This window comes from Pseudomonas mangiferae, assembly GCF_007109405.1.
In the GTDB taxonomy this organism is placed as follows: domain Bacteria; phylum Pseudomonadota; class Gammaproteobacteria; order Pseudomonadales; family Pseudomonadaceae; genus Pseudomonas_T; species Pseudomonas_T mangiferae.
This window is the reverse complement of sequence record NZ_VJOY01000024.1, coordinates 13,358-38,457: the sequence shown is the minus strand read 5'-3', so window position 1 is coordinate 38,457 and position 25,100 is coordinate 13,358. Positions and strand designations below refer to the sequence as shown.

The 25,100-nt window shown below is 67.5% G+C and carries 26 protein-coding genes; 9 read left to right on the top strand and 17 right to left on the bottom strand.

The features are described from left to right. Positions 1-114: 114 nt before the first annotated feature. The 6 genes from msrQ to FM069_RS20380 form a co-directional block, all read right to left on the bottom strand. On the bottom strand, positions 115-744 hold the full coding sequence (gene msrQ / locus FM069_RS20405) for a protein-methionine-sulfoxide reductase heme-binding subunit MsrQ (protein WP_143490248.1): 630 nt from the start codon (positions 742-744) through the stop codon (positions 115-117). Further along, positions 741-1,745, bottom strand: coding sequence for a protein-methionine-sulfoxide reductase catalytic subunit MsrP (gene msrP / locus FM069_RS20400; RefSeq protein WP_143490247.1), 1,005 nt, complete (start codon positions 1,743-1,745; stop codon positions 741-743). The genes msrQ and msrP overlap by 4 nt, the downstream gene beginning before the upstream one ends. A 60-nt stretch (positions 1,746-1,805) precedes the next feature. Next, on the bottom strand, positions 1,806-2,621 hold the full coding sequence (gene pssA / locus FM069_RS20395; protein WP_143490246.1) for a CDP-diacylglycerol--serine O-phosphatidyltransferase: 816 nt from the start codon (positions 2,619-2,621) through the stop codon (positions 1,806-1,808). 150 nt (positions 2,622-2,771) lie between these two features. Beyond that, positions 2,772-3,788: a ketol-acid reductoisomerase gene (ilvC, locus tag FM069_RS20390; RefSeq protein WP_143490245.1), complete on the bottom strand. Its 1,017-nt coding sequence runs from the start codon at positions 3,786-3,788 to the stop codon at positions 2,772-2,774. A gap of 45 nt (positions 3,789-3,833) precedes the next feature. After that, positions 3,834-4,325, bottom strand: a complete 492-nt coding sequence (gene ilvN / locus FM069_RS20385; RefSeq protein WP_143490244.1) for an acetolactate synthase small subunit — start codon at positions 4,323-4,325, stop codon at positions 3,834-3,836. Between the two features lie 2 nt (positions 4,326-4,327). After that, positions 4,328-6,052: an acetolactate synthase 3 large subunit gene (locus tag FM069_RS20380; RefSeq protein WP_143490243.1), complete on the bottom strand. Its 1,725-nt coding sequence runs from the start codon at positions 6,050-6,052 to the stop codon at positions 4,328-4,330. 412 nt (positions 6,053-6,464) lie between these two features. On the opposite strand from FM069_RS20380, the gene FM069_RS20375 reads away from it, so the two are divergent. Further along, complete coding sequence (locus FM069_RS20375; protein WP_143490242.1) at positions 6,465-6,920, top strand: DUF4124 domain-containing protein; 456 nt, start codon at positions 6,465-6,467, stop codon at positions 6,918-6,920. A gap of 21 nt (positions 6,921-6,941) precedes the next feature. Here FM069_RS20375 and FM069_RS20370 read toward each other — a convergent pair whose 3' ends face one another. The 3 genes from FM069_RS20370 to mrcB are packed head-to-tail and all read right to left on the bottom strand — an operon-like array spanning position 6,942 to position 10,362. Next, on the bottom strand, positions 6,942-7,271 hold the full coding sequence (locus FM069_RS20370) for a YqcC family protein (protein WP_143490241.1): 330 nt from the start codon (positions 7,269-7,271) through the stop codon (positions 6,942-6,944). Further along, the gene (locus FM069_RS20365; RefSeq protein ID WP_143490240.1) at positions 7,271-8,029 is read right to left on the bottom strand and encodes a tetratricopeptide repeat protein; all 759 of its coding nucleotides are present in this window, start codon (positions 8,027-8,029) and stop codon (positions 7,271-7,273) included. Before FM069_RS20365 ends, FM069_RS20370 begins: the two co-directional genes overlap by 1 nt. 14 nt (positions 8,030-8,043) lie before the next feature. Further along, complete coding sequence (gene mrcB, locus FM069_RS20360) at positions 8,044-10,362, bottom strand: penicillin-binding protein 1B (protein ID WP_143490239.1); 2,319 nt, start codon at positions 10,360-10,362, stop codon at positions 8,044-8,046. A gap of 117 nt (positions 10,363-10,479) precedes the next feature. On the opposite strand from mrcB, the gene FM069_RS20355 reads away from it, so the two are divergent. The 4 genes from FM069_RS20355 to FM069_RS20340 all read left to right on the top strand — a co-directional run bounded on the left by FM069_RS20355 (position 10,480) and on the right by FM069_RS20340 (position 13,807). Beyond that, complete coding sequence (locus tag FM069_RS20355; protein WP_143490238.1) at positions 10,480-12,042, top strand: bifunctional aminoglycoside phosphotransferase/ATP-binding protein; 1,563 nt, start codon at positions 10,480-10,482, stop codon at positions 12,040-12,042. Positions 12,043-12,150: 108 nt separating this feature from the next. Further along, a complete protein-coding gene (locus FM069_RS20350) occupies positions 12,151-12,498 on the top strand; it encodes a pentapeptide repeat-containing protein (protein ID WP_143490237.1) in 348 nt (115 codons plus the stop codon). 115 nt (positions 12,499-12,613) lie between these two features. Continuing rightward, positions 12,614-12,886, top strand: a complete 273-nt coding sequence (locus FM069_RS20345; RefSeq protein ID WP_143490236.1) for a TfoX/Sxy family protein — start codon at positions 12,614-12,616, stop codon at positions 12,884-12,886. A 105-nt stretch (positions 12,887-12,991) separates the two neighbouring features. Then, the gene (locus FM069_RS20340) at positions 12,992-13,807 is read left to right on the top strand and encodes a cyclic nucleotide-binding domain-containing protein (protein WP_143490235.1); all 816 of its coding nucleotides are present in this window, start codon (positions 12,992-12,994) and stop codon (positions 13,805-13,807) included. Between the two features lie 297 nt (positions 13,808-14,104). On the opposite strand, the gene FM069_RS20335 is transcribed toward FM069_RS20340, so the two are convergent. The 6 genes from FM069_RS20335 to FM069_RS20310 all read right to left on the bottom strand — a co-directional run bounded on the left by FM069_RS20335 (position 14,105) and on the right by FM069_RS20310 (position 19,440). Next, positions 14,105-14,983 carry a ChaN family lipoprotein gene (locus tag FM069_RS20335; protein WP_143490234.1) on the bottom strand — a complete coding sequence of 293 codons (879 nt, stop codon included), beginning with the start codon at positions 14,981-14,983 and terminating at the stop codon, positions 14,105-14,107. Between the two features lie 43 nt (positions 14,984-15,026). Next, positions 15,027-15,794, bottom strand: a complete 768-nt coding sequence (locus tag FM069_RS20330) for a heme ABC transporter ATP-binding protein (protein WP_143490233.1) — start codon at positions 15,792-15,794, stop codon at positions 15,027-15,029. Next, positions 15,794-16,831 (bottom strand): FecCD family ABC transporter permease, encoded by a 1,038-nt coding sequence (locus tag FM069_RS20325; RefSeq protein WP_143490232.1) that lies wholly within the window; start codon positions 16,829-16,831, stop codon positions 15,794-15,796. Before FM069_RS20325 ends, FM069_RS20330 begins: the two co-directional genes overlap by 1 nt. Further along, positions 16,828-17,718, bottom strand: a complete 891-nt coding sequence (locus tag FM069_RS20320; RefSeq protein ID WP_143490231.1) for a heme/hemin ABC transporter substrate-binding protein — start codon at positions 17,716-17,718, stop codon at positions 16,828-16,830. The genes FM069_RS20325 and FM069_RS20320 overlap by 4 nt, the downstream gene beginning before the upstream one ends. A 97-nt stretch (positions 17,719-17,815) precedes the next feature. Continuing rightward, a complete protein-coding gene (locus tag FM069_RS20315; protein WP_143490230.1) occupies positions 17,816-18,883 on the bottom strand; it encodes a hemin-degrading factor in 1,068 nt (355 codons plus the stop codon). Between the two features lie 17 nt (positions 18,884-18,900). After that, on the bottom strand, positions 18,901-19,440 hold the full coding sequence (locus FM069_RS20310) for an energy transducer TonB (RefSeq protein WP_178106877.1): 540 nt from the start codon (positions 19,438-19,440) through the stop codon (positions 18,901-18,903). Positions 19,441-19,492: 52 nt separating this feature from the next. On the opposite strand from FM069_RS20310, the gene FM069_RS21685 reads away from it, so the two are divergent. From FM069_RS21685 to FM069_RS20295, 3 genes are all read left to right on the top strand, one after another. Further along, a complete protein-coding gene (locus tag FM069_RS21685; RefSeq protein WP_178106875.1) occupies positions 19,493-19,741 on the top strand; it encodes a hypothetical protein in 249 nt (82 codons plus the stop codon). Positions 19,742-19,955: 214 nt separating this feature from the next. Then, positions 19,956-22,148 carry a TonB-dependent hemoglobin/transferrin/lactoferrin family receptor gene (locus tag FM069_RS20300; RefSeq protein ID WP_143490227.1) on the top strand — a complete coding sequence of 731 codons (2,193 nt, stop codon included), beginning with the start codon at positions 19,956-19,958 and terminating at the stop codon, positions 22,146-22,148. Positions 22,149-22,209: 61 nt separating this feature from the next. Next, positions 22,210-22,530, top strand: coding sequence for a Rieske (2Fe-2S) protein (locus FM069_RS20295; protein WP_143490226.1), 321 nt, complete (start codon positions 22,210-22,212; stop codon positions 22,528-22,530). A gap of 11 nt (positions 22,531-22,541) precedes the next feature. Here the strand turns inward: FM069_RS20295 and sfsA are convergent, their stop codons facing one another. Continuing rightward, positions 22,542-23,252 (bottom strand): DNA/RNA nuclease SfsA, encoded by a 711-nt coding sequence (sfsA, locus tag FM069_RS20290; RefSeq protein ID WP_143490225.1) that lies wholly within the window; start codon positions 23,250-23,252, stop codon positions 22,542-22,544. Then, a complete protein-coding gene (locus FM069_RS20285) occupies positions 23,249-24,424 on the bottom strand; it encodes a pyridoxal phosphate-dependent aminotransferase (RefSeq protein WP_143490224.1) in 1,176 nt (391 codons plus the stop codon). The genes sfsA and FM069_RS20285 overlap by 4 nt, the downstream gene beginning before the upstream one ends. Positions 24,425-24,623: 199 nt before the next feature. On the opposite strand from FM069_RS20285, the gene dksA reads away from it, so the two are divergent. Next, a complete protein-coding gene (dksA, locus tag FM069_RS20280; protein ID WP_143490223.1) occupies positions 24,624-25,067 on the top strand; it encodes an RNA polymerase-binding protein DksA in 444 nt (147 codons plus the stop codon). Positions 25,068-25,100 lie beyond the last annotated feature (33 nt).

Here is a 25,100-nt window from a genome sequence, read left to right as displayed (position 1 = left end):
TTCCACCGCCGCATCCTAGGATGCTTCCAACCACTCAACCCCTTGATCTACAAAGCGTTTTGCGTTGGCTACGCGCCGGAAGTGGTGCGCATTATAGGGGCCACGAAACTCACGTCAACGGTTTTTTTGAACCTTTTGTGAAAACAATGCAATACGGCCACTGGCAAGCCAACCAGCCACGCTGGGAATGCGCAGCACCAGCAAGGCAAAACCCACCGCGGCATAGAGCGACCATTCCTTCAGATCCGAACGGACGATCCACAACATATGCAGCAGTGCCAGCAGCAGCGCGGGGTAGATCAGGGTGTGCAAGGTCTTCCAGCGCGTGCCCAGGCGACGCATGGCAAAGCGATTGGACGTGAGGGCCAGAAGCAGCAGGCAGAGCCATGCCAAGGCACCGACGACGATATAGGGGCGCTTCACCAAGTCCGCCAGCAGTTGCCCCCAGTTCAGCGCCAACAGGAAGACTCCATAGCCCACCACGTGCAGCACTGCATAAGCGAAGCTCCACAGACCGAGTTGACGTCGCACGGCCAGCCAGCCGCCCCAGCCAGTCAGATAGCGGAAGGGCGTCATGGCCAAAGTGATCAGCAGCAGGATGAGGGTGGCCAGCCCCAGACGGTCCACCAGCGTCTTTCCGGGGTCGGTGCCCAGTTGTAGGGTCCAGCCTTGGTAGAACCACAGCAGCAACGGAATCCATGCGGAGACGAAGACGGCCAGGCGCCATGGGCCGTAACGTTTCAATATTGGGTCCTCAGGTCCATGCCGGAGTAGAGCCCCGCCACCTCGTCATAGCCATTGAACAGCCGGGTCGGAATGACATTGGGTCGGAAAAGGCTGCCGGGCAGCCGTCGCTCCCGGGCCTGGCTCCAACGGGGATGGTCGACCTGCGGGTTGACGTTGGCGTAGAAGCCGTACTCCTCGGGCGCGATGGTTTCCCACGTGGTCTTGGGTTGCTCGCGGGTCAGGCTGATCCGCACGATGGACTTGATGCTCTTGAAGCCGTACTTCCAAGGCACCACGAGCCGCAACGGCGCACCGTTCTGATTGGGCAATACCCGTCCGTACATCCCTACCGCCAGGAAAGCCAGAGGATGGGTCGCCTCATCCAGGCGCAGCCCTTCCACGTAGGGCCAGTTCACCAGGCTGAATCCCGAGCGCACACCAGGCATCTGCTCAGGTGCGACGCGCGTCTCGAAGCGAACGAAGCGCGCCTGCCCTGTCGGCTCCACCTGCTTCAGCAAGGCGGCAAGTGGAAAGCCCAGCCAGGGAATGACCATCGACCAACCCTCCACACAGCGCAGGCGATAGATGCGCTCCTCGAAGCCCTGGGGCTTGATCAGGGCCTCCAGGTCGTAGGTGCCTGGCTTGCCCACCTCGCCATCCACCACCACCTGCCAAGGCTCGGTTTGCAACGAGCCGGCCTGGCTCGCCGGATCGCCCTTGTCGGTGCCGAATTCGTAGAAGTTGTTGTAATGGGTCGCATCGGAAAATGGCGTGGTCGCTTCCCCCTGGGCCACCATGGCCTGCCACTGGGTGGAGGACAACTTTTCGTCGAACCAGGCCGGACCGTTGGCCGGCTCGACGTCAGGGTAGCGCGCGCCCTCGGCAGCGCGTCCCGGCAAGGCGAGGCCTGCGGCGAGGGTGCCCCCCGCAGCCATCAGTGCACGTCGGGAAAGGTAAACAGGTTCGGGGGTGACGTCGGATTCGCGGGAGGCGGACGCGGCGGGAAACTGGATGAGCATGGGGCGGACTCCGCACTGGGCACCGGATGGTGCCCAGTAGACTGCGGAGCCTGGAAGAAATTACACCTCGGTCTTGCGCCGGCGTCCTCGCAGCAGGTGCTGGATTGGCCCGGACGCAGCATAGGCGAGGAAGATCAGCAGGAGCACGCGGGGCGGATCGCTGAACACCACGGCGAACACCAGTACTACGACGAGGATCGCCACGAAGGGCACGCGACCCTTCATGTCCAGGTCCTTGAAGCTGTAGTACTTGATGTTGCTCACCATCAGGGTGCCCGCCGCCGCCACCAGCAACGCCACCAGGAAGGACATGTTGGAGCCCCTGATGCCGAAGTCGCTGAACGTCCAGACGGTGCCGGCGACCACCCCGGCCGCGGCCGGGCTGGCGAGGCCGATGAACCACTTCTTGTCCACCTTACCGATCTGGGTGTTGAAGCGCGCCAGGCGCAGGGCAGCACCGGCGACATAAATGAAGGCCACGGCCAGACCGACGCTGCGCAAGTCGCCGAGAGCCCACTCGTAGGCCAGCAACGCCGGCGCCAGACCAAAAGCGACCATGTCCGAGAGTGAGTCGTACTCGGCGCCGAAGGCGCTTTGGGTGTTGGTCAAGCGGGCGACCCGACCATCCAGGCTGTCCAGCACCATCGCCACGAAGATGGTCGCGGCGGCCGTGGCGAAGTTGCCGCCCATGGCGTTGATGATGGAATAGAAGCCGGCGAAGAGGTTCGCCGTGGTGAAGAGATTCGGCAGCAAGTAGATGCCGCGGTGGCGGACCTTGCGGCCCTCGGCGTCATGCCCTTCCTCGACGTGTTCATCGATCGGCAGCAGGCTTTCGGCATCGGCTGCCTGGCTGGACTCCTCGGGACGTTCGTTCATGAACATTACCTTGTGCAACGGGACTGGTTATGTGTACGACAGGCGTCAGCGGCACGGGTTCTGGGCGCCGACGCTGTGCTTTATACCAGAGCCTTTCGTCGGAATGAAAAAACGCGGCCGAGGCCGCGTCTTTTCAAGCGAGTCGTCGACTCAGTTCTTGCTCTTGTCGACGATCTTGTTCGCCGAGATCCACGGCATCATCGCCCGCAGCTTCTCGCCGATCTGCTCGATCGGATGGGCCGCGTTGTTGCGGCGGTAGGCGGTCATGGACGGGTAGTTGCCGGCGCCCTCGCTGATGAACATCTTCGCGTACTCGCCGTCCTGGATGCGCTTGAGTGCATTGCGCATGGCCTGACGGGATTCGGCGTTGATCACTTCCGGCCCAGTCACGTACTCACCGTACTCCGCGTTGTTGGAGATGGAGTAGTTCATGTTGGCGATGCCGCCTTCGTACATCAGGTCGACGATCAGCTTCAATTCGTGCAGGCACTCGAAGTAGGCCATTTCCGGTGCATAACCGGCTTCCACCAGGGTCTCGAAGCCGGCCTTGACCAGCTCGACGCAGCCCCCGCAGAGCACGGCCTGCTCGCCGAACAGGTCGGTCTCGGTCTCGTCCTTGAAGGTGGTCTCGATGATGCCGGTGCGGCCGCCGCCCACGCCGGCGGCGTAGGACAGAGCGACGTTCTTGGCGTTGCCGGAGGCGTCCTGGTAGATGGCGATCAGGTCGGGAATGCCACCGCCCTTGACGAACTCGGAACGCACGGTGTGACCCGGCGCCTTGGGCGCGATCATGATCACGTCCAGGTCAGCGCGCGGCACCACCTGGTTGTAGTGGATGGAGAAGCCGTGGGCGAAGGCCAGGGTGGCGCCCTTCTTCAGGTTCGGCTCCAGCTCTTCCTTGTACAGGCGGCCCTGGAATTCATCGGGAGTCAGGACCATCACTAGGTCGGCGGCGGCGACCGCGGCCGGCACATCGCTGACCTTCAGGCCATGGGCTTCGGCCTTGGCGATGGAGGAAGAACCGGGACGCAGACCGACGGTGACATCCACACCCGAATCCTTAAGGTTGCAGGCGTGGGCGTGCCCTTGGGAGCCGTAGCCGATGATGGCCACTTTCTTGCCCTGGATGATCGAGAGGTCGCAGTCTTTGTCGTAGAACACTTTCATGGATTTCCCCTAGTTACTTGGCCATGGGCCATCGCGAAAACGCGTTCAGATGCTGAGTACTTTGTCGCCACGGGCAATGCCGGTGACGCCGCTGCGTACGGTTTCCAGGATCGACGTGGTGCCGATCGCCTGGATGAAGCTGTCCAGCTTGTCGCTGGTGCCGGTCAACTGGATGGTGTAGACGCTGCTGGTGACGTCGACGATCTGCCCGCGGAAGATGTCGGTGGTGCGCTTCACCTCGGCGCGCTGGGCGCCGGTGGCCTTCACCTTGACCAGCATCAGTTCACGCTCGATGTGGGCGCTTTCCGACAGGTCCACCAGCTTCACCACCTCGATCAGCTTGTTCAGGTTCTTGGTGATCTGCTCGATCACCTCGTCCTGCCCCACGGTAGTCAGGGTCAGGCGCGACAACGAGGGGTCCTCGGTGGGCGCCACGGTGAGGCTCTCGATATTGTAGTTGCGCTGGGAAAACAGCCCGACCACGCGGGACAGTGCGCCCGGTTCGTTTTCCAGCAACAGAGAAATGATGTGCCGCATGGTCAGGTCCGCTCCGTCTTGCTCAGCCACATGTCGCGCATGGCGCCGTCTCTGATCTGCATCGGGTAGACGTGCTCGCTCTCGTCCACCTTGATGTCGAGGAACACCAGGCGGTTCTTCAGGGCGAACGCCTCCTCCAGCTTCGGCTTGAGGTCCTTCGGCTCGGTGATGCGCATGCCCACGTGGCCATAGGCCTCGGCCAGCTTGACGAAGTCCGGCAGCGATTCCATGTACGAGTGGGAATAGCGGCTGTTGTACTGCATGTCCTGCCACTGGCGGACCATCCCCAGCGCGCCGTTGTTGAGGTTGACGATTTTCACCGGCAGGTCGTACTGCAGGCAGGTGGACAGTTCCTGGATGTTCATCTGAATGCTGCCCTCGCCGGTGACGCAGGCGACGTCCTCATTCGGGAAGTTGAGCTTCACGCCCATGGCCGCCGGCAGGCCGAAACCCATGGTGCCGAGACCACCGGAGTTGATCCAGCGGTTGGGCTTGTTGAAGCGGTAGTACTGGGCCGCGAACATCTGGTGCTGGCCCACGTCGGAGGACACGAAGGCATCGCCGCCGGTGACTTCCCAGAGGGTCTCGATCACCGTCTGCGGCTTGATGATGCCGCCTTCGCCCTTGTCATAGGGGAACAGCCCGCGGCTGTCGCGCCACTCGTCGATCTGCTTCCACCAGGCGGCAACGGTTTCCTTGTTGGGCTTCTCGCCGATCTCCTTGAGCACCGCCACCATTTCGGTGAGCACGCTCTCCACCGGGCCAACGATGGGAATGTCCGCCTTGATGGTCTTGGAAATGGACGCCGGGTCAATGTCCACGTGGATGATCTTGGCGTTGGGGCAGAACTTGCTGGCGCCGTTGATCACCCGGTCGTCGAAGCGCGCGCCGACGGCGAGGATCACGTCGGCGTGGTGCATGGTCAGATTGGCGGTGTAGCTGCCGTGCATGCCCAGCATGCCGATGAACTGGCGATCACCGCCCGGGTAGCCGCCCAGGCCCATCAGGGTGTTGGTCACCGGCAGGTCGAGCATCCGCGCCACTTCGGTGAGGGGCGCAGCGGCATTGCCCATGATCACGCCGCCACCCGAGTAGAGCACCGGGCGTTTGGCGGCCAGGAGCATCTCCGCGGCCTTGCGGATCTGCCCGGAGTGACCGCGCACCGCCGGGTTGTAGGAGCGCAGCTTGACCTTCTTGGGATAGGCGTACTCGAACTTCTGGGTCGGATCGCCCATGTCCTTGGGAATGTCCACCACCACCGGGCCGGGACGGCCGGACTGGGCCAGGTAGAAAGCCTTCTTGATGACCTCGGGGATTTCCGACGGATGCTTGATGATGAAGCTGTGCTTCACGATGGGCCGGGAGATGCCGACCATGTCGGTTTCCTGGAAGGCATCGGTGCCCACCATGTTGCTGGGGACCTGGCCCGACAGGATCACCATCGGGATCGAGTCCATGTAAGCGGTGGCGATGCCGGTGACGGCGTTGGTCGCGCCAGGGCCGGACGTCACCAGCACCACGCCGGGCTTGCCGGTGGCACGGGCATAGCCGTCGGCCATGTGGGTAGCGGCCTGCTCGTGCCGCACCAGGATATGGGTGACTTCGTTTTCCTTGAACAGGGCGTCGTAGATGTGCAGGAGCGCACCGCCCGGGTACCCGTAGATGTACTTGACACCCTCGTCACGCAACGAGCGGACGACCATTTCTGCGCCGGATAAAAGCTCCACGTTGTATACCTCTGAAACGCCGGGACGCCGCCCGGGGAGGACGGCCGTCGAAGTAGGTTTACTGCCGAGCAGAGAGCATGAGCGACGGGTGGTCGCCGACTACGTCAGCTACTGACTGAGCAAGTATTGGGAAGGCCCCTGAATGTTGCGGGGATCTCCCACCCAGCGCGAGGTAACGCGTTGCGGGTAAAAGCAGGTCGGCGCGGGTGTGCACCTCATGGTCTGCTGAGAAAAGCCAGCTTGCGGCCAGCCCACTACAGCAAGCCTTGGATTGTTCGGAATAGACAACGGCAAGTCAAGCCGTCCGGATGGATTCTTCCCTGCGCGGCTGTGACGCGGCGCAGGATGACGACAGGGCGGTTTTGGTTATAGTAACGGCCAGGTTCCGCCGCTAACTCATAAAGGAAACAGCATGCGTCGCATGATTCTCACGGGCAGCCTGCTGCTCGGCCTGAGCAGCACCGTCATGGCCGCACAGGTGTACAAGTGGGTCGATGCCCAGGGCGTCACCCACTTCGGCGCCCAGCCGCCGGAAGGCCAGGAAACCAAGGCGATCAGCACCACCGTGGCACCGCCGCCGAAGGGCGCCGAACCGGCCACGCCGGCGAAGCCCGCCACCGCGCCCACGCCGGACCTGACGGACGACCCGGAACAGAAGGCCATCGACGAGAAAGTGAAGAAGGACGTGGCCGTTCAGGAAGCCGAACGCAAGAAATACTGCGAGAGCACCCGCACCAACCTCTCCCAGCTGCAGAACAATCCGCGGGTACGCGAGGCGGTGAACGGTGGGGTGCGCAAGCTCACCGAGGAAGAGCGCCAGCAGCGCATCGTCGAGATGCAGAAGGGCATCAGCGACAACTGCCTCTGATTCCTCCCGGCGCCGCCGGCCCTAGGCCGGCCCGCCGATCAGGTGATCGAACCGCTCCAGCGCCGTGAGCAGTTCCTTCGCCCGCAGGGGATGCTCGCGGTAGACCACCTCGGCCATGGGCCGGATGCCCGACGCGCGGGGCAGGGCCGAGCCCTCTTCGAGGATCTGCTTCATCCGCGGCAGGAATATCCACTGCAGCCATTCCTCGAACGTCAGGGTATCCACGCAGAAAGGCTCGACGCTGGCGAGCGCCTCGCCGCTGGGCGACTGCTCCGACCACCAGCCCTCCACACGCAGGGCCCGCTCGATTTGCAACAGCTCCTCGGCCAGCGCCGGAACCCGGGCGTCCATCAGAGGCTGACGCGCGCTTTCTCGCGCGCCTGGCCGGCGCCGGCCGCATCGCCGCGGCGGTCGCGGGCCTGGGCGATCAGGTTCCACAGGCTCGCCTGCAACGCGGGACGGCCATTGGCGTAGGTCAGCCCACGCTGGGCGAGCTGTTCGGCCTGGGCAGCATCGCCCTGGGCCAGCCGTACCTCGGCCAGGCGGTACAACACCTGCGGCTCCCGCGGCGCGATGCGCTGAGCGCGTTCCAGGCTGGAGGACGCCCCGTTCAGGTCGCCCCCGCCCTGCTGTTGCTGTGCGGTGGTGAGCAGCGCCAAGACCGGGCCATCCAACTGCTCGTCGGCGGCCAGGCCGCCACCGCTGTGGACGCCGCTCGGAATGCCCGTGGGCACGGAGGGCGCCGAAGACGGCGTGGTGTAGGCCGGCGCGGGCGTCGGTGCCGGGCCGGAAGTGACCGGACCGGGGGTGATCGGAGCGCTGCTGAGGGGCGCGCTGCCCCCCGCGGGGTAGGACTGAATAGGGGCCGCGGACGCGCCGGGCGGGACCATCACCACCACGCCGGAATCGTCATTCTGCGGCACGCTGCGCGGCTGCGCCGGCGCGGTCGCGGCGCGCGGTGTCGGCCGGTAGGCGCCGTTGCCGGCCAGGGGCTCTTCGTTGGAGAGCGGTGCACCGGAGTCCACCACCGGGATTGCGCCGCGTTGCGGAGTCGCACAGCCCGCCAGCATCACCGATGCTGCCAGGACGGATAGCCACAGCTTGTTCACGTCAAACCCTCTCGCTAATTCAACCAGCCACGGACCCAGTCCATCACCGAGTCCGCCGGCGCGTCACCGCCGCAGGCGGGACCGGGCGCCGGTTCGCTGCCGCGAATATACGGCATCTGCACGGCGTTCGGACAACCGGCCGCCGAGCCCTGGCCGTTGGCGGCATCGACCCAGGCCAGGGTGACATTGTTGGGAACCGGCATGTCCAGGGGCAGTGGGTCGGCCTTGCGCATGAAGCCGGTCCAGACCTGCAGCGCGCCGGTGGCGCCGGTCAGGGGCGTCTTGCCGTTGTCGTCGCGACCGAGCCAGACCACCGCCAGCAGGTCCTGGCTGAAGCCCGCGAACCAGCTGTCCCGGGAATCGTTGCTGGTGCCGGTCTTGCCGGCCAGGGTCAGGTTGGACGGCAACTGGCTGTAGACCGAACGGCCGGTGCCTTCGCGCATCACCCGCTGCATGGCGTTCTGCACCAGGTAGATAGCGCCCGGATCGAAGCGCTGCTCCACCTGGAAGGGGTAGCGCTTGAGCGGCTGGCCATCGGCCGTGAGCACGCTGCGGATGCCCCGCAGCGGGGTGTTGAAGCCGCCGCTGGCCAGGGTCTGGTACATGGTCGCCACGTTCATCGGGCTGAGGGAGCCGGCCCCCAGCAGCATGGACGGAAACGCCGGCCAGTCCTGGGAGACGCCCAGGCGCTCGACGGTCTTCAGCACGTTGGGCACGCCGAGTTCGAGGCCGAGCTTGGCGGTGGACAGGTTGTAGGAGTTGGCCAGGCCCTGGTAGAGGAAGATGGTGCCGTGGGCCTTGCGGTCGTAGTTCTGCGGTTTCCAGACCTGCCCGTCCTGGCCCTTCACCGAGAACGGCTCGTCGGCCACCCAGCTGGTCAGAGTGTACTGGCTGGGCCGCTCCAGCGCGGTGAGGTACACCGCCGGCTTGATCAGCGAACCGATGGGCCGCACGGCGTCGAGCGCCCGGTTGAACCCGGCGAAGCGCGGCTGGCGGCTGCCGATCAGGGCCTGGATCTCGCCGGTCTCGGGGTTGCTTACCACCATGGCCGCCTCGACATCCTCGATGCCCTTGCGGCCACCGAGGCGCTTGAGGGTCTCGGTCAGGGCGCTTTCCGACTTCAGTTGCAGGATCGGGTCGAAGCTGGTGAAGATCCGCAGCCCTTCCTCGGTGAGGTCTTCGTCGCGATAGTCCTGGCGCAGTTGGCGCTTCACCAGGTCGAGGAAGCCCGGGAAGGAACTGTCGGCCAAGCTGCCGCGCTTGGTCACCCCCAGGGGTTTCTGCTTGGCCTGGGCGGCTTCCTCGGCGCTCACCACGCCCTGCTCCACCAACACGTCCAGCACCAGGTTGCGCCGCTCCAGGGCGCGCTCCGGGTAGCGCCGCGGGTTGTAGTAGGTGGGCCCCTTGACCATGCCCACCAGCAGCGCCACCTGGTGCAGCTTCAGCTCCGACAGGGGCTGGCTGAAGAAGTACTGGCTGGCCAGGCCGAAGCCGTGCACGGCGCGCTGGCCGTCCTGGCCGAGGAACACCTCGTTGAGGTAGGCCTCGAGGATGTCCGGCTTGTCGTAGTGCAGCTCCAGCAGCACCGCCATCATGGCCTCGGTGGCCTTGCGGGTGATGCTGCGCTCGTTGGTGAGGAAGAAGTTCTTCACCAGCTGCTGGGTGAGGGTGCTGCCGCCCTGGCGCAGTTGGCCGGCGGTGGCGTTGATCCAGAAGGCCCGGGCGATGGACTTGGGCGAAACCCCGTGGTGGTGATAGAACTCCCGATCCTCCACCGCCACCAGGGTATCCAGCAGGTAGGGCGGCGCCTGGTCCAGCTTGATCAGGATGCGGTCCTCGTGGTGCGCCGGGTAGAGGCCGCCAATCAGCAGCGGCTCCAGGCGGGCCACCGCCAGGTCCGATCCGTCGCCCTTGCTGAGGCCGGCGACGTAGGTGCCGGAGAAGCGCACTCGCACCGGCTGTGAGGGCTCCGCGCCCTCGTAGAACTGGAAGCCGCGGGTGTACAGCTCCACCGCGTTGCCGGCCACCGATACCGAGCCGGGCCCGCTGGCCGAGCCCTCGCGACGGTAGCCCAGGGCGTCCAGTTCGGTGAGGAAATCGTCCTTGGTCAGCTTCAGGCCGGTGAACAGTTCCAGAGGCCGGGCATAGACCTTCGCCGGGATGGTCCAGCGGCGGCCGGAGAATTTCTCCTGCACCTGGGCGTCCAGGTAGACCGCGAAGCCGGCCAGCACCACCAGGCCCACCAGCGCGAGCTTGAGCGCCCAGCCGAGCCAGGGACGAAGACGGGATGCGGAACGTTTGGAGGACGAGCGAGAGGATCGGGAACGAGTCATGGCGGGGGATTATACGCACTTTGCCAGAGCCCGGCAGAAGCCGCCGGGGCGGTTTGCAGCGCCGCGCCCAGCCGCCATAATGCGGGCCTCGTCTCCCGCCCAGCACAAGGATCGACCGTGAGCCAAGCATTGATCGCCGCCCTGCAGAATCCCGCCCTGTACCCCCATCCGGTAGAGCAGTTCCAGGTCATCGAGACCCATATTTCCTGGGTGCTGCTCACTGGCCCCTACGCCTACAAATTCAAGAAGCCGGTCAACTTCGGCTTCCTCGACTTCACCCGCCTGGAGGACCGCCGGCACTTCTGCGAAGAGGAAGTGCGGCTGAACCAGCGCCTCACCGAGAACCTGTACCTGGAGGTGCTGCCCATCACCGGCAGCGAGACGGAGCCGCGCCTGGCGGGAGACGGCCCTGCGATCGAGTACGCCCTGAAGATGCGCCAGTTCTCCCAGAGCCAACTGCTGGCCGAGGTCCAGGCGCGGGGCGAACTGACCCCGGCGCACATCGACGCCCTGGCACGGCGCATCGCCGAGTTCCACCGCGAAACGCCCCAGGTCGCCGAGGACCACCCGCTGTGCACGCCGGAGGCGATCATCGCGCCGCTGCGGCAGAACTTCGAACAGATCCGCCCGCTGCTGTCGGAGAAGGCCGACCTGCTGCAACTGGATGCCCTGGAGGCCTGGGCCGAAAGCAGTTTCCTGCGCCTGCGCCCGCTGCTGGCCCGGCGCGCCCAGGAAGGCCGCATCCGCGAGTGCCACGGCGACATCCACCTGGGCAACGCGACCCTGATCGACGGCGACGTGGTGCTGTTCGACTGCATCGAATTCAACGAGCCGTTCCGCTTCATCGACATCGCCCTGGACGCGGCTTTCCTGATCATGGACCTGGAAGATCGCAACCTGAAGCCGCTGGCGCGGCGCTTCCTCAATGCCTGGCTGGAACACACCGGCGACCACGCCGCACTGGACCTGCTCAACCTCTACAAGGCTCACCGGGCTTTGGTGCGGGCCAAGGTCAACCTGTTCCGCCTGGGCCAGGAAACCGACCCCGTCACCCGCGCGGTGATCCTGCGCCAATACCGTGGCTATGCCGGGCTCGCGGAAAGCTACAGCGCGATCCCGTCGCGCTTCCTGGCCATCACCCATGGCGTGTCCTCCGTGGGCAAGAGCCACGTGGCGCTGCGCCTGGTGGAAGCGCTGGGCGCCATCCGCCTGCGCTCGGACGTGGAACGCAAGCGGATGTTCGGCGAACAACGGGACACCGACAAAGGCCAGCTGGCGGCCGGCATCTATGACGCCCAGTCCAGCGAGGCCACCTACGGGCGCCTGCACGAACTGGCCGGGCTGGCCCTGCGCGCCGGCTACCCGGTGGTGATCGACGCCACCTACCTGCGCCACGCCCATCGCCACGCCGCCCGCAAGGTGGCCGAGGCCACCGGGACGCCGTTCCTGATCCTCGACTGCCAGGCGCCGGAAGCGGTGATCGCCGGGTGGCTGGAGCAGCGCCAGGCGGAGGGGACCGACCCGTCCGATGCCACCCTGGACGTGATCCGCGCCCAGCAGGCCGGACGCGACGGCCTGGACGAATACGAACAGGCCCACAGCACCCGCATCGACACTCACCAGGCGAGCAGCCTGGATACCCTGGTGGAGCGTATCCGCCAGTCGCTGCCGGGGTTCTGAACCGGCCCCAGCCCGAGGCGGAGCGCCCTGCCCGCCTCGTTTCCCGTCGGGTCCGAGCAGATGGCACCGCGCCTTCTATACTGCGGAAAACTCCGCCGGATGCGCGCCATGACCCAACCGCACCAGCTCGACGATCCGCTCTACCAGTTCCTGCGCAACGAGAACGTCAAGGCCTTCAACGAGCAGAAGCCCAGGGACGCGACGATCAACCTCAGCGAGGGCGATTTCCGCGGGCTCGACCTGCGTGGCCTGGAGCCGGCCGGCATCGATTTCAGCGGCGCCTACTTCCGAGGTGCCGACCTCCGCGGCCTCGACCTGCGCCGCACCCGCCTGGAGGGCGCCAGCATCGCTCACGCGCAGATTTCCGGCGCGTACTTCCCGGTGGAACTGACAGCCGACGAGATCCTGATGTCGGTCAAGTTCGGCACCCGCCTGCGCTACCGGTCGCAGCCATGACGGACGGCCGGTGCCGCGCCGCGGCAGCCGCCCCACCGGGCCGTGACGTCCTCCGGACCGCCGTCGAGAGTCCACCCCGCTGCATTCCCGCGATCAGTCCGTGCAAGGAGGCCCGATGAACGACGACCTGCAGTTGCTGAAGAACCTCGGCAAGACCTCCGCCCAGTGGCTGCACGCGGTAGGCATCCATACCGGCGCGGACTTGCGCCGTGTCGGTTCGGTGGCGGCCTACCGGGCCGTCCGGGAACGTGGCTTTCGCGCATCGAAAGTGTTGCTGTACGCCATCGAGGGCGCGCTGCTGGATGTACACTGGGGCGAACTCAGCTCGACCCACAAGGCCGAGCTCAACGGCCAGCTGGACAATATTTCGCCGCGTAACAAGAGTTAGCTCACACGCCGAGCATCCGGTAATTTACGCCGGGCGGCGACCGACCTATTGTTTCAGGGACGTTCGTGCGTTTCGCCAGACCAGCCAGTTCAAGGAAATCCAGTCATGTACCTACTCGGGGAGCAACCGGCCTACGCCGATCAGCTGATCAATCGACTGCAAAGCATCCCCGCGCAGTTGCTCGATGGCCTCGAACCCTGCGGCGAACCCGTTAGCCTGGAGCGCGCCGACGACCTGGCCCGGGTGCTGCCCGGCAACCGCCTGTACATCATCGACAACGGCCTGCTGCACGCGGTGGTCGACGAACGCCCGCTGTTCTACCTCCAGGAGGGCGACCTGGTGGGGCTGCGCCAGGGCATCGACCTGCCCAGTTGCCGCTACAGCAGCGATGAACCGCTGCGGCTGATCCCCTACTCCCGCACCGAAGTCTTCCGCCACATCTACGCCAGCGAACAACGCCAGGAGCTGTTCATCCAGTACCTGGTCGGGCACACTGCCCTGCTGTCCGATGCCCTGGCGCGGCTCAAGCAGCCGGAAATCCGTCCGGCCACCGGTTTCCAGCACTTCGCCACCGGCGAAGAGCTGATCCACCAGGGCGACGAGGCAGACCACGTCTTCATCATCATCGAGGGCCATGCCGAGGCGTTCGTCGCGGGCCAGAAGGTGGGTGACGTGCAGAAGGACGAGATCTTCGGCGCCATGGCGGTCTTCACCCGCGAGAAGCGCAGCGCCACGGTGATCGCCAGCGAGCCCTGCACGGTGATGGTGATCCCCAAGGAGCAATTCCTCAGCCTCATGCAGAGCAACCCGCGCATCGCTCACAGCCTCATCGAAAGCATGGCCCGGCGCATCGACCTGCTGAACAAGGAAGTCACCCAGCTGCGGCGCACCGAAAGCGAAGATGACAAGAAGCCTGCGTGACGCCCTCACAGCGAAAAGCCCGGTCTAGGCCGGGCTTTTTCGTATGGAGCTGGCGAGAGGCCAGCCAGATGAAAATAATTCGCAAGAAGTACTTGACTCTGCAATGAGAATGGTTATTATTAACTCAACTGGTCGCGAGATCAGCCGATAAAATGAGGCCCATTCGTTGGACTTCAGATTATCTCCTCATCAGGCTAATCACGGTTATTGACCCGGCACTTTGCCGGGTCTTTTTTTGCCTGTCTGTTTTGTCCGGCCCTGAAGCCAATAGCGCGGCCCTTGCCGCGCACGGGGCGTTCAGCGTCGCAGCTGGGCGCAGTGGTCCTGCTCGGGTACCGCTGGGGTGTACCAGACGTAGTCCGCGGCATCCGCGGTAACGGCCTTGCCCACTTCTGCCAGGATCAGCACGGCCTCCCCCGAGGCAGGCTGCAGGTCCTGCAAATGCAGGGGCACGCCCAGGTCACGTCGGACATGGTAGGCGCCCGCTACCAGCAGCGTCGGCTGCGGGGCGGCCAGCAGGCGTTCGGCCATGCGCCGGTCACGTTGCTGCTGCACGGCGAGCATGGCCGGCATCTGGGTTTCTGGCAGCAGCCCGCAATGGGCATCGCGGATCTGCGCCTGCAGAGCCTGGCGCACCGGTGCCGCTGTGGACGCTTGCCCGGCCAGGTCGGGGCGCCGCGTGTAGATGTCCATGATCTCCGCGCGATCCAGGTTGGCCGCCAGCATCGGGTAGGGCTGTTCGAGGGCATACCGGACCAAAGGGCCGTAGAGCGTCCAGTCCCACCCCTTCTGCCAGGCCAGCGCCTGAGGCAGGTCCGCCGGCAGCTGGTCCCGCTGGAACGCCGCCCGCACCGCATCCACTCGCCCCTGCTGCTCCGGCACCAGCATTTCCAGCGCCAGGCTGCCCTGGGGCCGGCGCGCGTCCAGGGCCTGCAGCAGCCAGCGCTCCAGGGCGTGATGGTCGGGATTGTCGTGCTGCTCGCCCACCAGCACCCGCGGGGCGTCGCTTAGGCGCGCCACCAGTTCCTCGGGCGTCAGGGTGGCGCCGCTGCGCAGGTCGCGGATCTGCCCCACGGTCGGCTGGTCGCGCTTTTCCGGGCTTTGCCAGTCGGGCAACGGCGGGGTACGGGTGCAGGCGCCCAGCACCAGCACGCACCCCAGGATCAAAGAACGCATGCAATCACCTCGAGGACGCGCACCCGCGCGCCGGTGAACAGGATCAGCGGGCCACGATCAGTGGGTGGCCCCGTTCGGGATGGCGCTGGACCAGTACGTCCAGGCCGAAGACCGCTCGCAGCGGTTCGACCCGTAGGACCTCGTCCACCGCGCCGGACGCATGGGCGCGCCCCTCGTGCAGCAGCACCAGGCGATCGCAGTAGCGGGCCGCCAGGTTGAGGTCGTGCAGGATCACCAGCACCGCCGCGCCCTGGGTGGCGAAGTCGCTGACCGCCTGCAGGGTGGTGTGCTGGTGCAACGGGTCGAGCATCGACGTGGGCTCGTCCAGCAACAGCACCCGCCCCTCACCGCCGGGCCAGAGCTGCGCCAGCACCCGGGCCAGGTGCACCCGCTGCCGCTCGCCGCCGGACAGCGCCAGATAGCTGCGCCCGTGCAGATAGGCCGCATCGGCGGCCTCCAGGGCCAGCCCGACGATCTCCTCGTCCCGGCGGCGCCCGCTGGCGTGGGGCAGGCGCCCCATGCCCACCACGTCCTCGACCCGGAAGGCGAAGCTCAGGCTGGAGCTCTGGGGCAGCACGGCCAACCGCCGGGCACGTTCCGGCCCTGGCCAGTCCGCCAGCGGCCGCCCAGCCAGCTCGACCCGCCCAGCCTCCACCGCCAGCTCGCCACACAGCGCCGCCAGCAGCGTGCTCTTGCCCGCGCCGTTGGGACCCAGCACACCCAGCACCTCGCCGGCGCGCAGTTCCACGTCCAGGCCATCCAGCACGGACTGCCCTCCCCGGCTGACGCTCAACCCCTCGGTACGCAGCATCAGGCGCGCCCTCGCACCAGCAGAAAAAGGAAGAACGGCGCGCCGATCAGCGCGGTGACGATACCGATGGGCAGTTCCGCCGGCGCCAGCAGCAGCCGCGCCAACAGGTCGGCTAGCAGCAGCAGCGCGGCGCCGGCAAGCAGCGAGGCGGGCAGCAATACCCGGTGGTCCGGCCCCACCAGGAGGCGCACCAGATGCGGCACCACCAGGCCGATGAAGCCGATCATCCCGGCGGCGGCCACAGCGGCGCCCACCCCCAGGGCAGTGCAGAACACCAGTTCGCGCTTGATCCGCTCGATGTCGAAGCCCAGGTGGCGGGCCTCCGACTCACCCAATAGCAGCGCGTTGAGGGCCGTGGCACGCCGAGGCAGCCACACCGCCACCGCCGCGGTCACCAGCAGCAGCGGCCAGAGGCGGGGGTAGCTGGCGCCGTTGAGGCTGCCGAGGTTCCAGAACGTCAGGGTGCGCAGGGTGGCGTCGTCCGCCAGGTAGGTGAACAGGCCGATAGCAGCGCCGGCCAGGGCGGTCAGGGCGATTCCCGCCAGCAGCATGGTCGCCACGCTGGTCTGCCCGTCGCGGCGGCCGACACGGTACACCAGCCAGGTAACGCCCAGCCCGCCGCCGAAGGCGCTGAGGGACAGCACATAGGGAGCGAGCCAGGCCGGCCATCCCCCGAACAGACTGGCGCCGACGATGGCGAACGCTGCCCCCAGGGCGGCGCCACTGGACACGCCCACCAGCCCGGGATCGGCCAGCGGGTTACGGAACAGGCCCTGCATCGCCACCCCCGACAGCGCCAGCACGCCCCCCACGGCGAGGCCCAGCAGGGTCCGCGGCACGCGGATCTGCCCGAGGATCAGCTCGGCCCGGGCCAGACCGTCGCCGGACAGGGGCATGCCCAGCAGGCGCAGGCCCGCGCGAACCGTATCGCCCAGGGGTAGGCTCACCGGCCCCAGGGCCAGGGACAGCCAGATGGCGAGCGCCAGTAGCAGGCCCAGCGCGACGAACAGTGGGCGCGGACGGACGACCACCGTCATGGCTGGGGCCGGGGAAGCGGAGCCTGGTCGGGGTAGAAGGCGGCGGACAGGCTGGCCAGGCTGTCAGGCAGGCGCGGCCCCAGGCCGCCCACCAGCAGGGTCGGGTCGAGGGACAGCAGGCGACCGTCATGGACGGCGCGGGTGGCGGCCAGGGCCGGGTTCTGTTCCAGCAGCGCCGCCCGGGCGGCATCGCCCTCCAGGCTGCGGTCGGCGAAGATCACCACGTCGGGGTCGAGGGCGGTGAGTGCCTCGCCGGAGAGGGCCTTGAAGCCGGTGTGGGTAGCGACGTTGCGCCCGCCGGCCCGTTCGATCAGCCAGTCGGCGACAGTGTCCCGCCCCGCGGCCATCGGCCCGCTGCCGGCATGGCCGAGCACCAGCAGCACCTTGGGCGACTCGCCCTGGGCGCGGGCCCTGGCCACCCAGTCGGCCTGCTGCTGCAGGGCTTTGCGGTAGTCGGCGACCGCTCGCTCGGCGCCCGGGCGGTCGCCCAGCCACTCGCCGATGTGCAGCAGGTTCGCCTCCAGCGCGTCCAGGTCCGCCCGGGCCGACAGCCGCTCGATCCGCACCCCGGCGGCCTGCAGTTGTTCCAGCACCGGCGGCGGGCCCATTTCCTCCGACCCCAGCAGCAGATCGGGGTGCAGGGCGAGGATGCCTTCGGCGGACAGCTGCCGCTGGTAGCCGATGCTGGGCAACTCGCGCAGGCCCTGGGGATGCTGGCTGGTGGTGTCCACGCCCACCAGCCTGTCCTGCCCGCCCAGTCGCACCACCCATTCGCTGAGGCTGCCACCGGCGCTGACCCAGCGCTGCGGCAGGGCCTCGGCGGCGCAGAGGAAGTGGCTGAACAGCAGGCCGGCGCAGAGGCCGGCGAGTCGGGCGCTTGGGCGCATGAGTAGCTCCGTGGTCGAGGGATGACGCCGGCATCCGCGTGGATGCCGGCTACAGCAAAGCAGGTTGGCCGGCCTTCTGACAATGTCCGGCGCGCGATCAGGACAGGGCCGCGGCTTCCTCGGCCAGGGCGCGCCAGTCTTCTCGCTCGGCCACGCCGGGCTTGCGGGCACCGAACAGCTGTACGATCAGCTCGCCCTCGGCGTCGAAGGCTTCCCAACTGGTGATGATGCCGTCGCTGCTAGGCTTGCGCACCCGCCACAGCTGCTGCACCGCCGGGGTCTTCAGGTGCAGGTTGAATTCCGGGTCGAGCACGTTGAACCAGCCCTCCATGGCCATCAGGCGCTGCACCGACCCGCTGTGGATCTGGATGCAATGCCGGTTGCCGACGAACACCATCAACGGCACCTGGCGCGTTGCGGCCGTCTCCAGCAGCGAGGGCAGCGCGCCCGGGTCGAGCGGTTCGGCCCATTCGCGCCCCGCCAGGCGCAGGGCCTGGGTACGGACGGCGCCCTGCTTCTTCAGCAGGGCGAAGAAGTGATGGGTGTCCTTCAGCGCGGCCCAGCCCTGGCGCAGCGCGGCGACGTCGACCTGCTCGTCGGGGCGTGGCGCCTCCGGCTCGGCCCGCGGGCGCAGCGCCAAGGCGGCGTCCTGGGTCTCATCGCGAAACCGCTCCAGCAGCGGCGCCCAGGCCGCCTCCCGGCTCTCGGCGGTCATGTAGACCTTGTGCACCGCGACGCCCTGCCAGTCGAAGACCTGGATGCTGCGCTGCGTCCCGCGCTCGCCCCGCTCCTCGACGGCGAACACGCTGGCCCAGCCGGCGAGGAACAGACGCAGGTCGATGTCCGCCGACACCACCAGGCCCATCTGCCCGTTGGCCATCACGCTGACCTCGCGGTAGTAGCCCTTACGCTCGTGGACGCAATGCTCGTTACGGGTCAGGGCCATGATGTAGCCCAGTTCGCCCAGGGCCGGCAGCAGCGCGGCCCATTCCGGACGCAGGCGCACGGCGTCGACACCGAGACGACTGGCCACCAGTTCGGCCTCGCTGACCGCCAGGCGCTCGGCAGCCTCGCGGGCGCGCAAGCGTGGCTGCTCGCTGCGCAGCGCCTGCCAGGCCTGGTACAGAGGGGACGGTTCGGCGACGGCGGACGTCGGGATGCTCATGGGGAATCTCCTGGGGTTCAGCGGTTCGCCGTCAGGGCGAACTCGACGGGAATGTGGACGCGGCTGGGCACCGGCTGCCCTTCCACGGTTTCCGGCCGGAAGCGCCAGCCGGCGACCGCCTCCAGGGCGGCCGCATCGAGGCTGCCGACGCCGGACGAGCGCAGCACCGTCAGGCCGCGTTGCTGGCCGCGGACATCCAGGCGGACCTCCACCAGTACCACGCCCTGCTGGTTGCGGCGGCGGGCTTGGGACGGGTAGCGCGGGGGCGCCGGCGGCTGCAGGAACCCCGGCTTGCGGCTGAACACTTCCACCGGCGGCCGGCTGGCCAGGGCGAGCGCAGACGAGTCGCTGTCCGGAGTGGGCTCGGCCACCGGATGCCGGTCGACTACCGAGGCGGCGGGCGCGGACAGGGGCCGCGAGGCGGCCGGGGTGGACGGCGGCCGCGCAACGGATCGCCGGGCCGCCACCGCATGGCCGGAAACGGCCGCGCTTTCCCGACGGGGTGGCGGCAGACGGGTCGGCTTCGATGGCGCGTGGGCAGTGGATCGACTGGCCACGGCCGGCTCGGCCCTGGGCGTGGCGAGAATCGCCGCTCCAGGAGTTGCCACCTTGGCAGGAGCCGCTAGGGAAGAAATCGACAGGGAAGGCGCGGCCTTTGAAAGCGCCGGTTCGGTCGGCGCCGCAGGCGATGCCGGCAAGGGCGCCAGGCTCACCTGGAAAACCGGCCCCGGCCTCGTCGACGCCGCCGAAAGCGGCGGCCGGAAAGCGTCTCGCAGCAGCCAGCCGGCCATGACGTGCAGGGCCACGCAGAGCAACAGGCAGAGAAACGGACGCAGCATCAACAGTTCGACCTCATAAATACGAATCTATTTGATAATTGTTTGCATTTGCCTGTCAAGGTCGCTAAGGTCTGCCGCCGACGCCAACCTCCGGCCGCGCCCGCCGCTCCCCGCAGAGGGAAACCCGCCGCTCTTCCGGGCCGGCGACCCCAGACGGCACCCCCGCGATGCGGCACGCCTGCCATCGCCGGGCCGCCCATGCGCTGCCGGGCCCTTGAACCCAGGAGTGCCCCATGTCGATCCGTCCCCCCTTTGCCCGTCGTCCCTGGCTGGCCTTGCTGTTGCTCAGCCCCTCCCTGGCGCTCGCCGCGGAGCGCAACGCCACCCAGTTCGATACCGTCACCGTCACCGCCACCCGCAACGAGCAGACCTTGGGCGAAGTGCCGAGCACCGTATCGGTACAGAACGAGCGCGAGATCGACCAGAAGAACGTCAAGGACATCAAGGACCTGGTGCGCTACGAGCCGGGCGTCTCGGTGGGCGGCACCGGCAGCCGCTTCGGCCTGTCCGGCTTCACTATCCGCGGCATCGGCGGCAACCGGGTGCTGACCCAGGTGGACGGCGTGAACACCCCGGACGCCTTCTCCTTCGGCGGCTTCCTCAGCGCCCAGCGCAACTACGTGGACCCGGACACCCTCAAGCAGGTGGAGATCATCCGCGGCCCGGCCAGCTCGCTGTACGGCAGCGATGCCATCGGCGGCGCGGTGAGCTTCCTGACCAAGGATGCCGCCGACTACCTCGACGAAGGGGACGACGCCTACGCCCGGCTGAAGACCGGCTACGACGGCGCCGATGACAGCTGGCTGCGCAGCGCCACCCTGGCCGGCCGCCAGGGCACCCTCGACGGCCTGCTGCACATCGGCCGGCGCAGCGGCCAGGCGCTGGACACCCAGGGCGACCGGGGAGGGATCGACAGCACCCGGGAGAAGGCCAACCCGGTGGACTACACCACCGACAACCTGCTGGCGAAAATCGGCTGGGACTACGCCGACGGCGACCGCCTGCAGCTGACCTACGAACGCTACCAGGACGATGTGGACACCCGGGTGCTGAGCAACTACAGCCGCACGGCCACCATCCGCACCCAGGATGCCGACGACGCCGTGGACCGCGAGCGCTTCACCCTCGCCCATACCCTGCGCCTGGACACTCCCCTGGCCGACCGCGTGCAGACCCAGCTCAGCTACCAGGACAGCCAGAGCCGCCAGCGCACCTACGAGGACCGGGTGGTCACCGGGCAGCCGCGCTACCGCACCCGCGACTCCCACTACGAAGAACGCCTCTGGCAGTTCAACAGCAAGCTGGACAAGGCCTTCGAGCTGGGCGACACCCGCCATGCGCTGGTCTACGGGGTCGACCTCAAGCGCCTGAAGAACAGTGACCTTCGCGAGGGCGGCGAGACGGTGATCGCCAGCGGCGTGCGTACGCCGGTGCAGCCCACCAGCGACTTCCCGGACCCGACCACCAGCGAATACGCCCTGTTCGTCCAGGACAGCATCGCCATCGGCCGCTGGACCCTGCTGCCCGGCCTGCGCTACGACCGCTACGAGATGAAGCCCCACGCCACGAGCGAGTACCTCAACAGCCAGGCCACCGACGCCAGCCCGAGCGACTTCGAGGATTCGGCGCTGTCGCCCAAGTTCGGCGTGACCTACCAGATCGACGACCACCACAGTGTCTATGGCCAGTACGCCGCGGGCTTCCGCGCGCCCCAGGCGGTGGAGATCTTCGGCGAATTCATCAACCCCGGCATGTACCGCACCCTGGCCAACACCGACCTCAAGGCCGAGACCAGCGACAGCTACGAGCTGGGTCTGCGCGGCCGCTATGACCTGGGCAGCTTCGGCGTGGCGCTGTTCTACAACCGCTACGACGATTTCATCGAGCAGGTCAGCCGGCCCTCCAGCGTACCGGGCTACCCGTTCGGCGAGTTCCAGTACGTCAACCGCGACCGGGTGACCATCCGCGGCGTCGAGGCCAAGGGCGAGCTGTTCCTCGACCGCCTGGGCCTGCCGGGCGGCTGGAAGGCCACCACCGCGCTGGCCTACGCCCGCGGCAAGGACGAGGGCAGCGGCGAGCCGATCAACAGCGTCGACCCGCTCAAGGGCGTGTTCGGTGTCGGCTACAGCGAGCCGGCCGGGGTGTTCGGCGGCGAGCTGAACTGGACCCTGGTGGCGGCCAAGGAGCGCGTCGACAAGAGCGGCACCGCCAACCAGTTCGAAACCGCCGGCTACGGGGTGCTCGACCTCACCGGCTGGTGGCAGGTGAACGAGTCCTTCTCGGTCAATGCCGGGCTGTTCAACCTCACCGACAAGCAGTACTGGCAGTGGGGCGACGTGCAGGGCCTGACCGAGAACAGCGCCAGTCTGCAGCGCTACACCCAGCCGGGCCGGCACGCGGCGGTCAACCTGATCTGGGAAATCTGACCGGCTCGCCCTTGGCATCGCCTGGCGCTGCGGGATAATGCCCGCTCGCCAGGAGGTGCCGATGATCGTGCTCTGCGCCCCGGATGCGCTGCCCGAGGGGCAGAGCCGGGGCTTCACCTGTAACGGGACGCGCCTGCTGGCGGTCCGCCGGCATGGCCACGTCCACGTCTACGAGAACCGCTGCCCGCACCGTGGCGTTGCGCTGGAATGGCAACCGGACGCCTTCCTCGACGACAGCGGCAGCCTGATCCGCTGCGCCACCCACGGGGCGCTGTTCCTCATCGAATCCGGCGACTGCGTGGCCGGTCCCTGCGCCGGCGAGGCCCTGCGTGCCCTGCCCTGCCGCGAGGACGACCAGGGCATCTGGGTCGACCCTGCCTGACCGCGACCGGCTCAGTCGACGTCCACGGCCAGGCGGCGGGTCAGCTCGATGGCGAAGGGCGTCAGTTCCACCCCATAGGCCAGCACCTCGACCCCGGCGGCGACGGCGTCGCGCAAGGCGGCCGCGTACAGCGGGTCGATCTCCACCGCCGGCCGCACCCGCTCCACCCCGGTCAGGTTCACGCAGTACAACTGCACTGCGCGGGTGCCCTGGCGCGCCAGGGTGGCCAATTCCCGCAGGTGGCGCGCGCCGCGCTGGGTCACCGCATCGGGAAACGCCGCCACGCCGGTGTCGGCGAAGCCCAGGGTGATGCTCTTCACCTCCACGTAGGCCGGCCCGTCGGGGTACTCCAGGCGGAAGTCGATGCGGCTGCGCTCCTGGCCGTAGGCCACTTCCCGGCGCAGCCCGGTGAAGCCCGCCAGTTCGGCAATACCGCCGCGGCGCAGGGCTTCCTCCACCAGCGGGTTGGCCCGCGCGGTGTTGACGCAGGCCAGGCGCCCCTGGGGCGTCTCGCTCAGTTCCCAGGTCCCCGGCAGCTTGCGCTTCGGGTCGCTGGAGCGGCTGAACCAGATGCGCCCGCCGGGCACCATGCAGTTGAGCATCGCCCCGGTGTTGGGGCAGTGCACGGTGAGCCGCTCGCCCGCCGGCGTCTCGATGTCGGCGAGGAAACGCTTGTAGCGCTGCAGCAGGCGGCCTTCCTCCAGGGGCGGGTCGAACCTCATCGGGCCGCCCAGCTGCGCAGCCCGCGCTCGATCCGCTGCACCGCCTCGCGCAGGCGCGGCAGGCTCTGGGTGTAGGCGAAGCGCACGTGGCGGTCGGCGCGGTGGCGGCCGAAGTCCAGGCCGGGGGTGAAGGCCACGTGCTCGGTCTCGATGAAGTGCTGGCAGAAGGCATAGGCATCGCCGCCGAAGGCCGAGATGTCGGCGTACAGGTAGAATGCGCCCTCCGGTTCGACGTCGATGCCGAAGCCCAGCGCCCGCAGCGCCGGCAGCAGGTAGTCGCGGCGCAGGCCGAACTCGTGGCGGCGCGCCTCCAGCAGCGCCAGGGTGTCCGGCTCGAAGCAGGCCAGGGCGGCATGCTGGGCCATGGACGAGGCGCTGATGTAAAGGTTCTGGGCCAGTTTCTCCAGGTGCGGCACCGCATCCCGGGGCGCTACCAGCCAGCCCAGGCGCCAGCCGGTCATGCCGAAATATTTGGAAAAACTGTTCAGCACGAAGGCCGAGTCGTCCACCTCCAGCACGCTGGCGGCATCAGCGCCATAGGTGAGGCCATGGTAGATCTCGTCCACCACCAGATGGCCACCGAGGCCGCGCGAGGTACTGGCCAGGGCCGCCAGCTCGTCCCGCGACAGCAGCGTACCGGTGGGGTTGGCCGGCGAGGCCACCAGGGCACCGACGCTGTCGGCGTTCCAGTGGCGCTGCACCAGCTCGGGGGTCAGTTGGTAGCGGCTGCCCGCGTCCACCGGCACCAGCTGCGCGCTGGCCTCCACCAGCCGCAGGAAGTGCCGGTTGCAGGGGTAGCCCGGGTCGGCCAGCAACCAGTGCTTGCCAGGCTCCACCAGCAGGCTGCTGGCCAGCAGCAGCGCGCCGGAGCCCCCGGGGGTGATCAGGATCCGCTCGGGGTCCAGGTCCAGGCCGTGGCGCTGGCCATAGAAGCGGGCGATGGCCTGGCGCAGCGCCGGCAGCCCGCGGGCCGCGGTGTAGCGGGTGTGCCCGGCGGCCAGGGCGGCCTGGCCGGCCGCGACGATGGGCGCCGCGGTGGTGAAGTCCGGCTCGCCGATCTCTAGGTGGATGACATCGTGGCCGGCCGCCTGCAGTTCATTGGCGCGGGCCAGCAGCGCCATCACGTGGAAGGGTTCGATGGCGCGGCTGCGCGCGGTGTAGGAGGTGGCCATGGACGTCGTCGCTTCCTTTTATATACGGGCGAAGGAAGGATTCTAACCAACCCGCCGAGAGGCCTGCAGCAGCCTCGACAACCGGGAGTGGCGCGCCCTGATTCGATCTGGTAAGTTCGCCGGCTCGCAGTCGCAGGGCCGATGTGTTGGCCAGGGATAACACCTGCGCAAGATTAGAAAAAGTGAGAGGCGGTCATCCATGCCCACTAAAGAGCAACAACAGAACAGCCAGCTGAACCGCGGTTACGAGCCTTACGTCGAGACCAAGGGCGAGGAATACATGAGTGATCGCATGCGCGCTCACTTCACCGACATCCTCAACAAGTGGAAACAGGAGCTCATGGAGGAAGTGGATCGTACCGTGCATCACATGCAGGACGAAGCCGCCAACTTCCCGGACCCCGCCGACCGTGCCAGCCAGGAAGAGGAATTCAGCCTCGAACTGCGCGCCCGCGATCGCGAGCGCAAGCTGATCAAGAAGATCGACGAGACGCTGCAGCTGATCGAGGAAAACGAGTACGGCTGGTGCGACTCCTGCGGCGTCGAGATCGGCATCCGCCGCCTTGAGGCCCGTCCCACCGCCACCCTCTGCATTGACTGCAAGACCCTGGCGGAAATCAAGGAAAAACAGCTGGGTTCCTGAACCCACGACGGGGCGCCACGGCGCCCCGTTTCG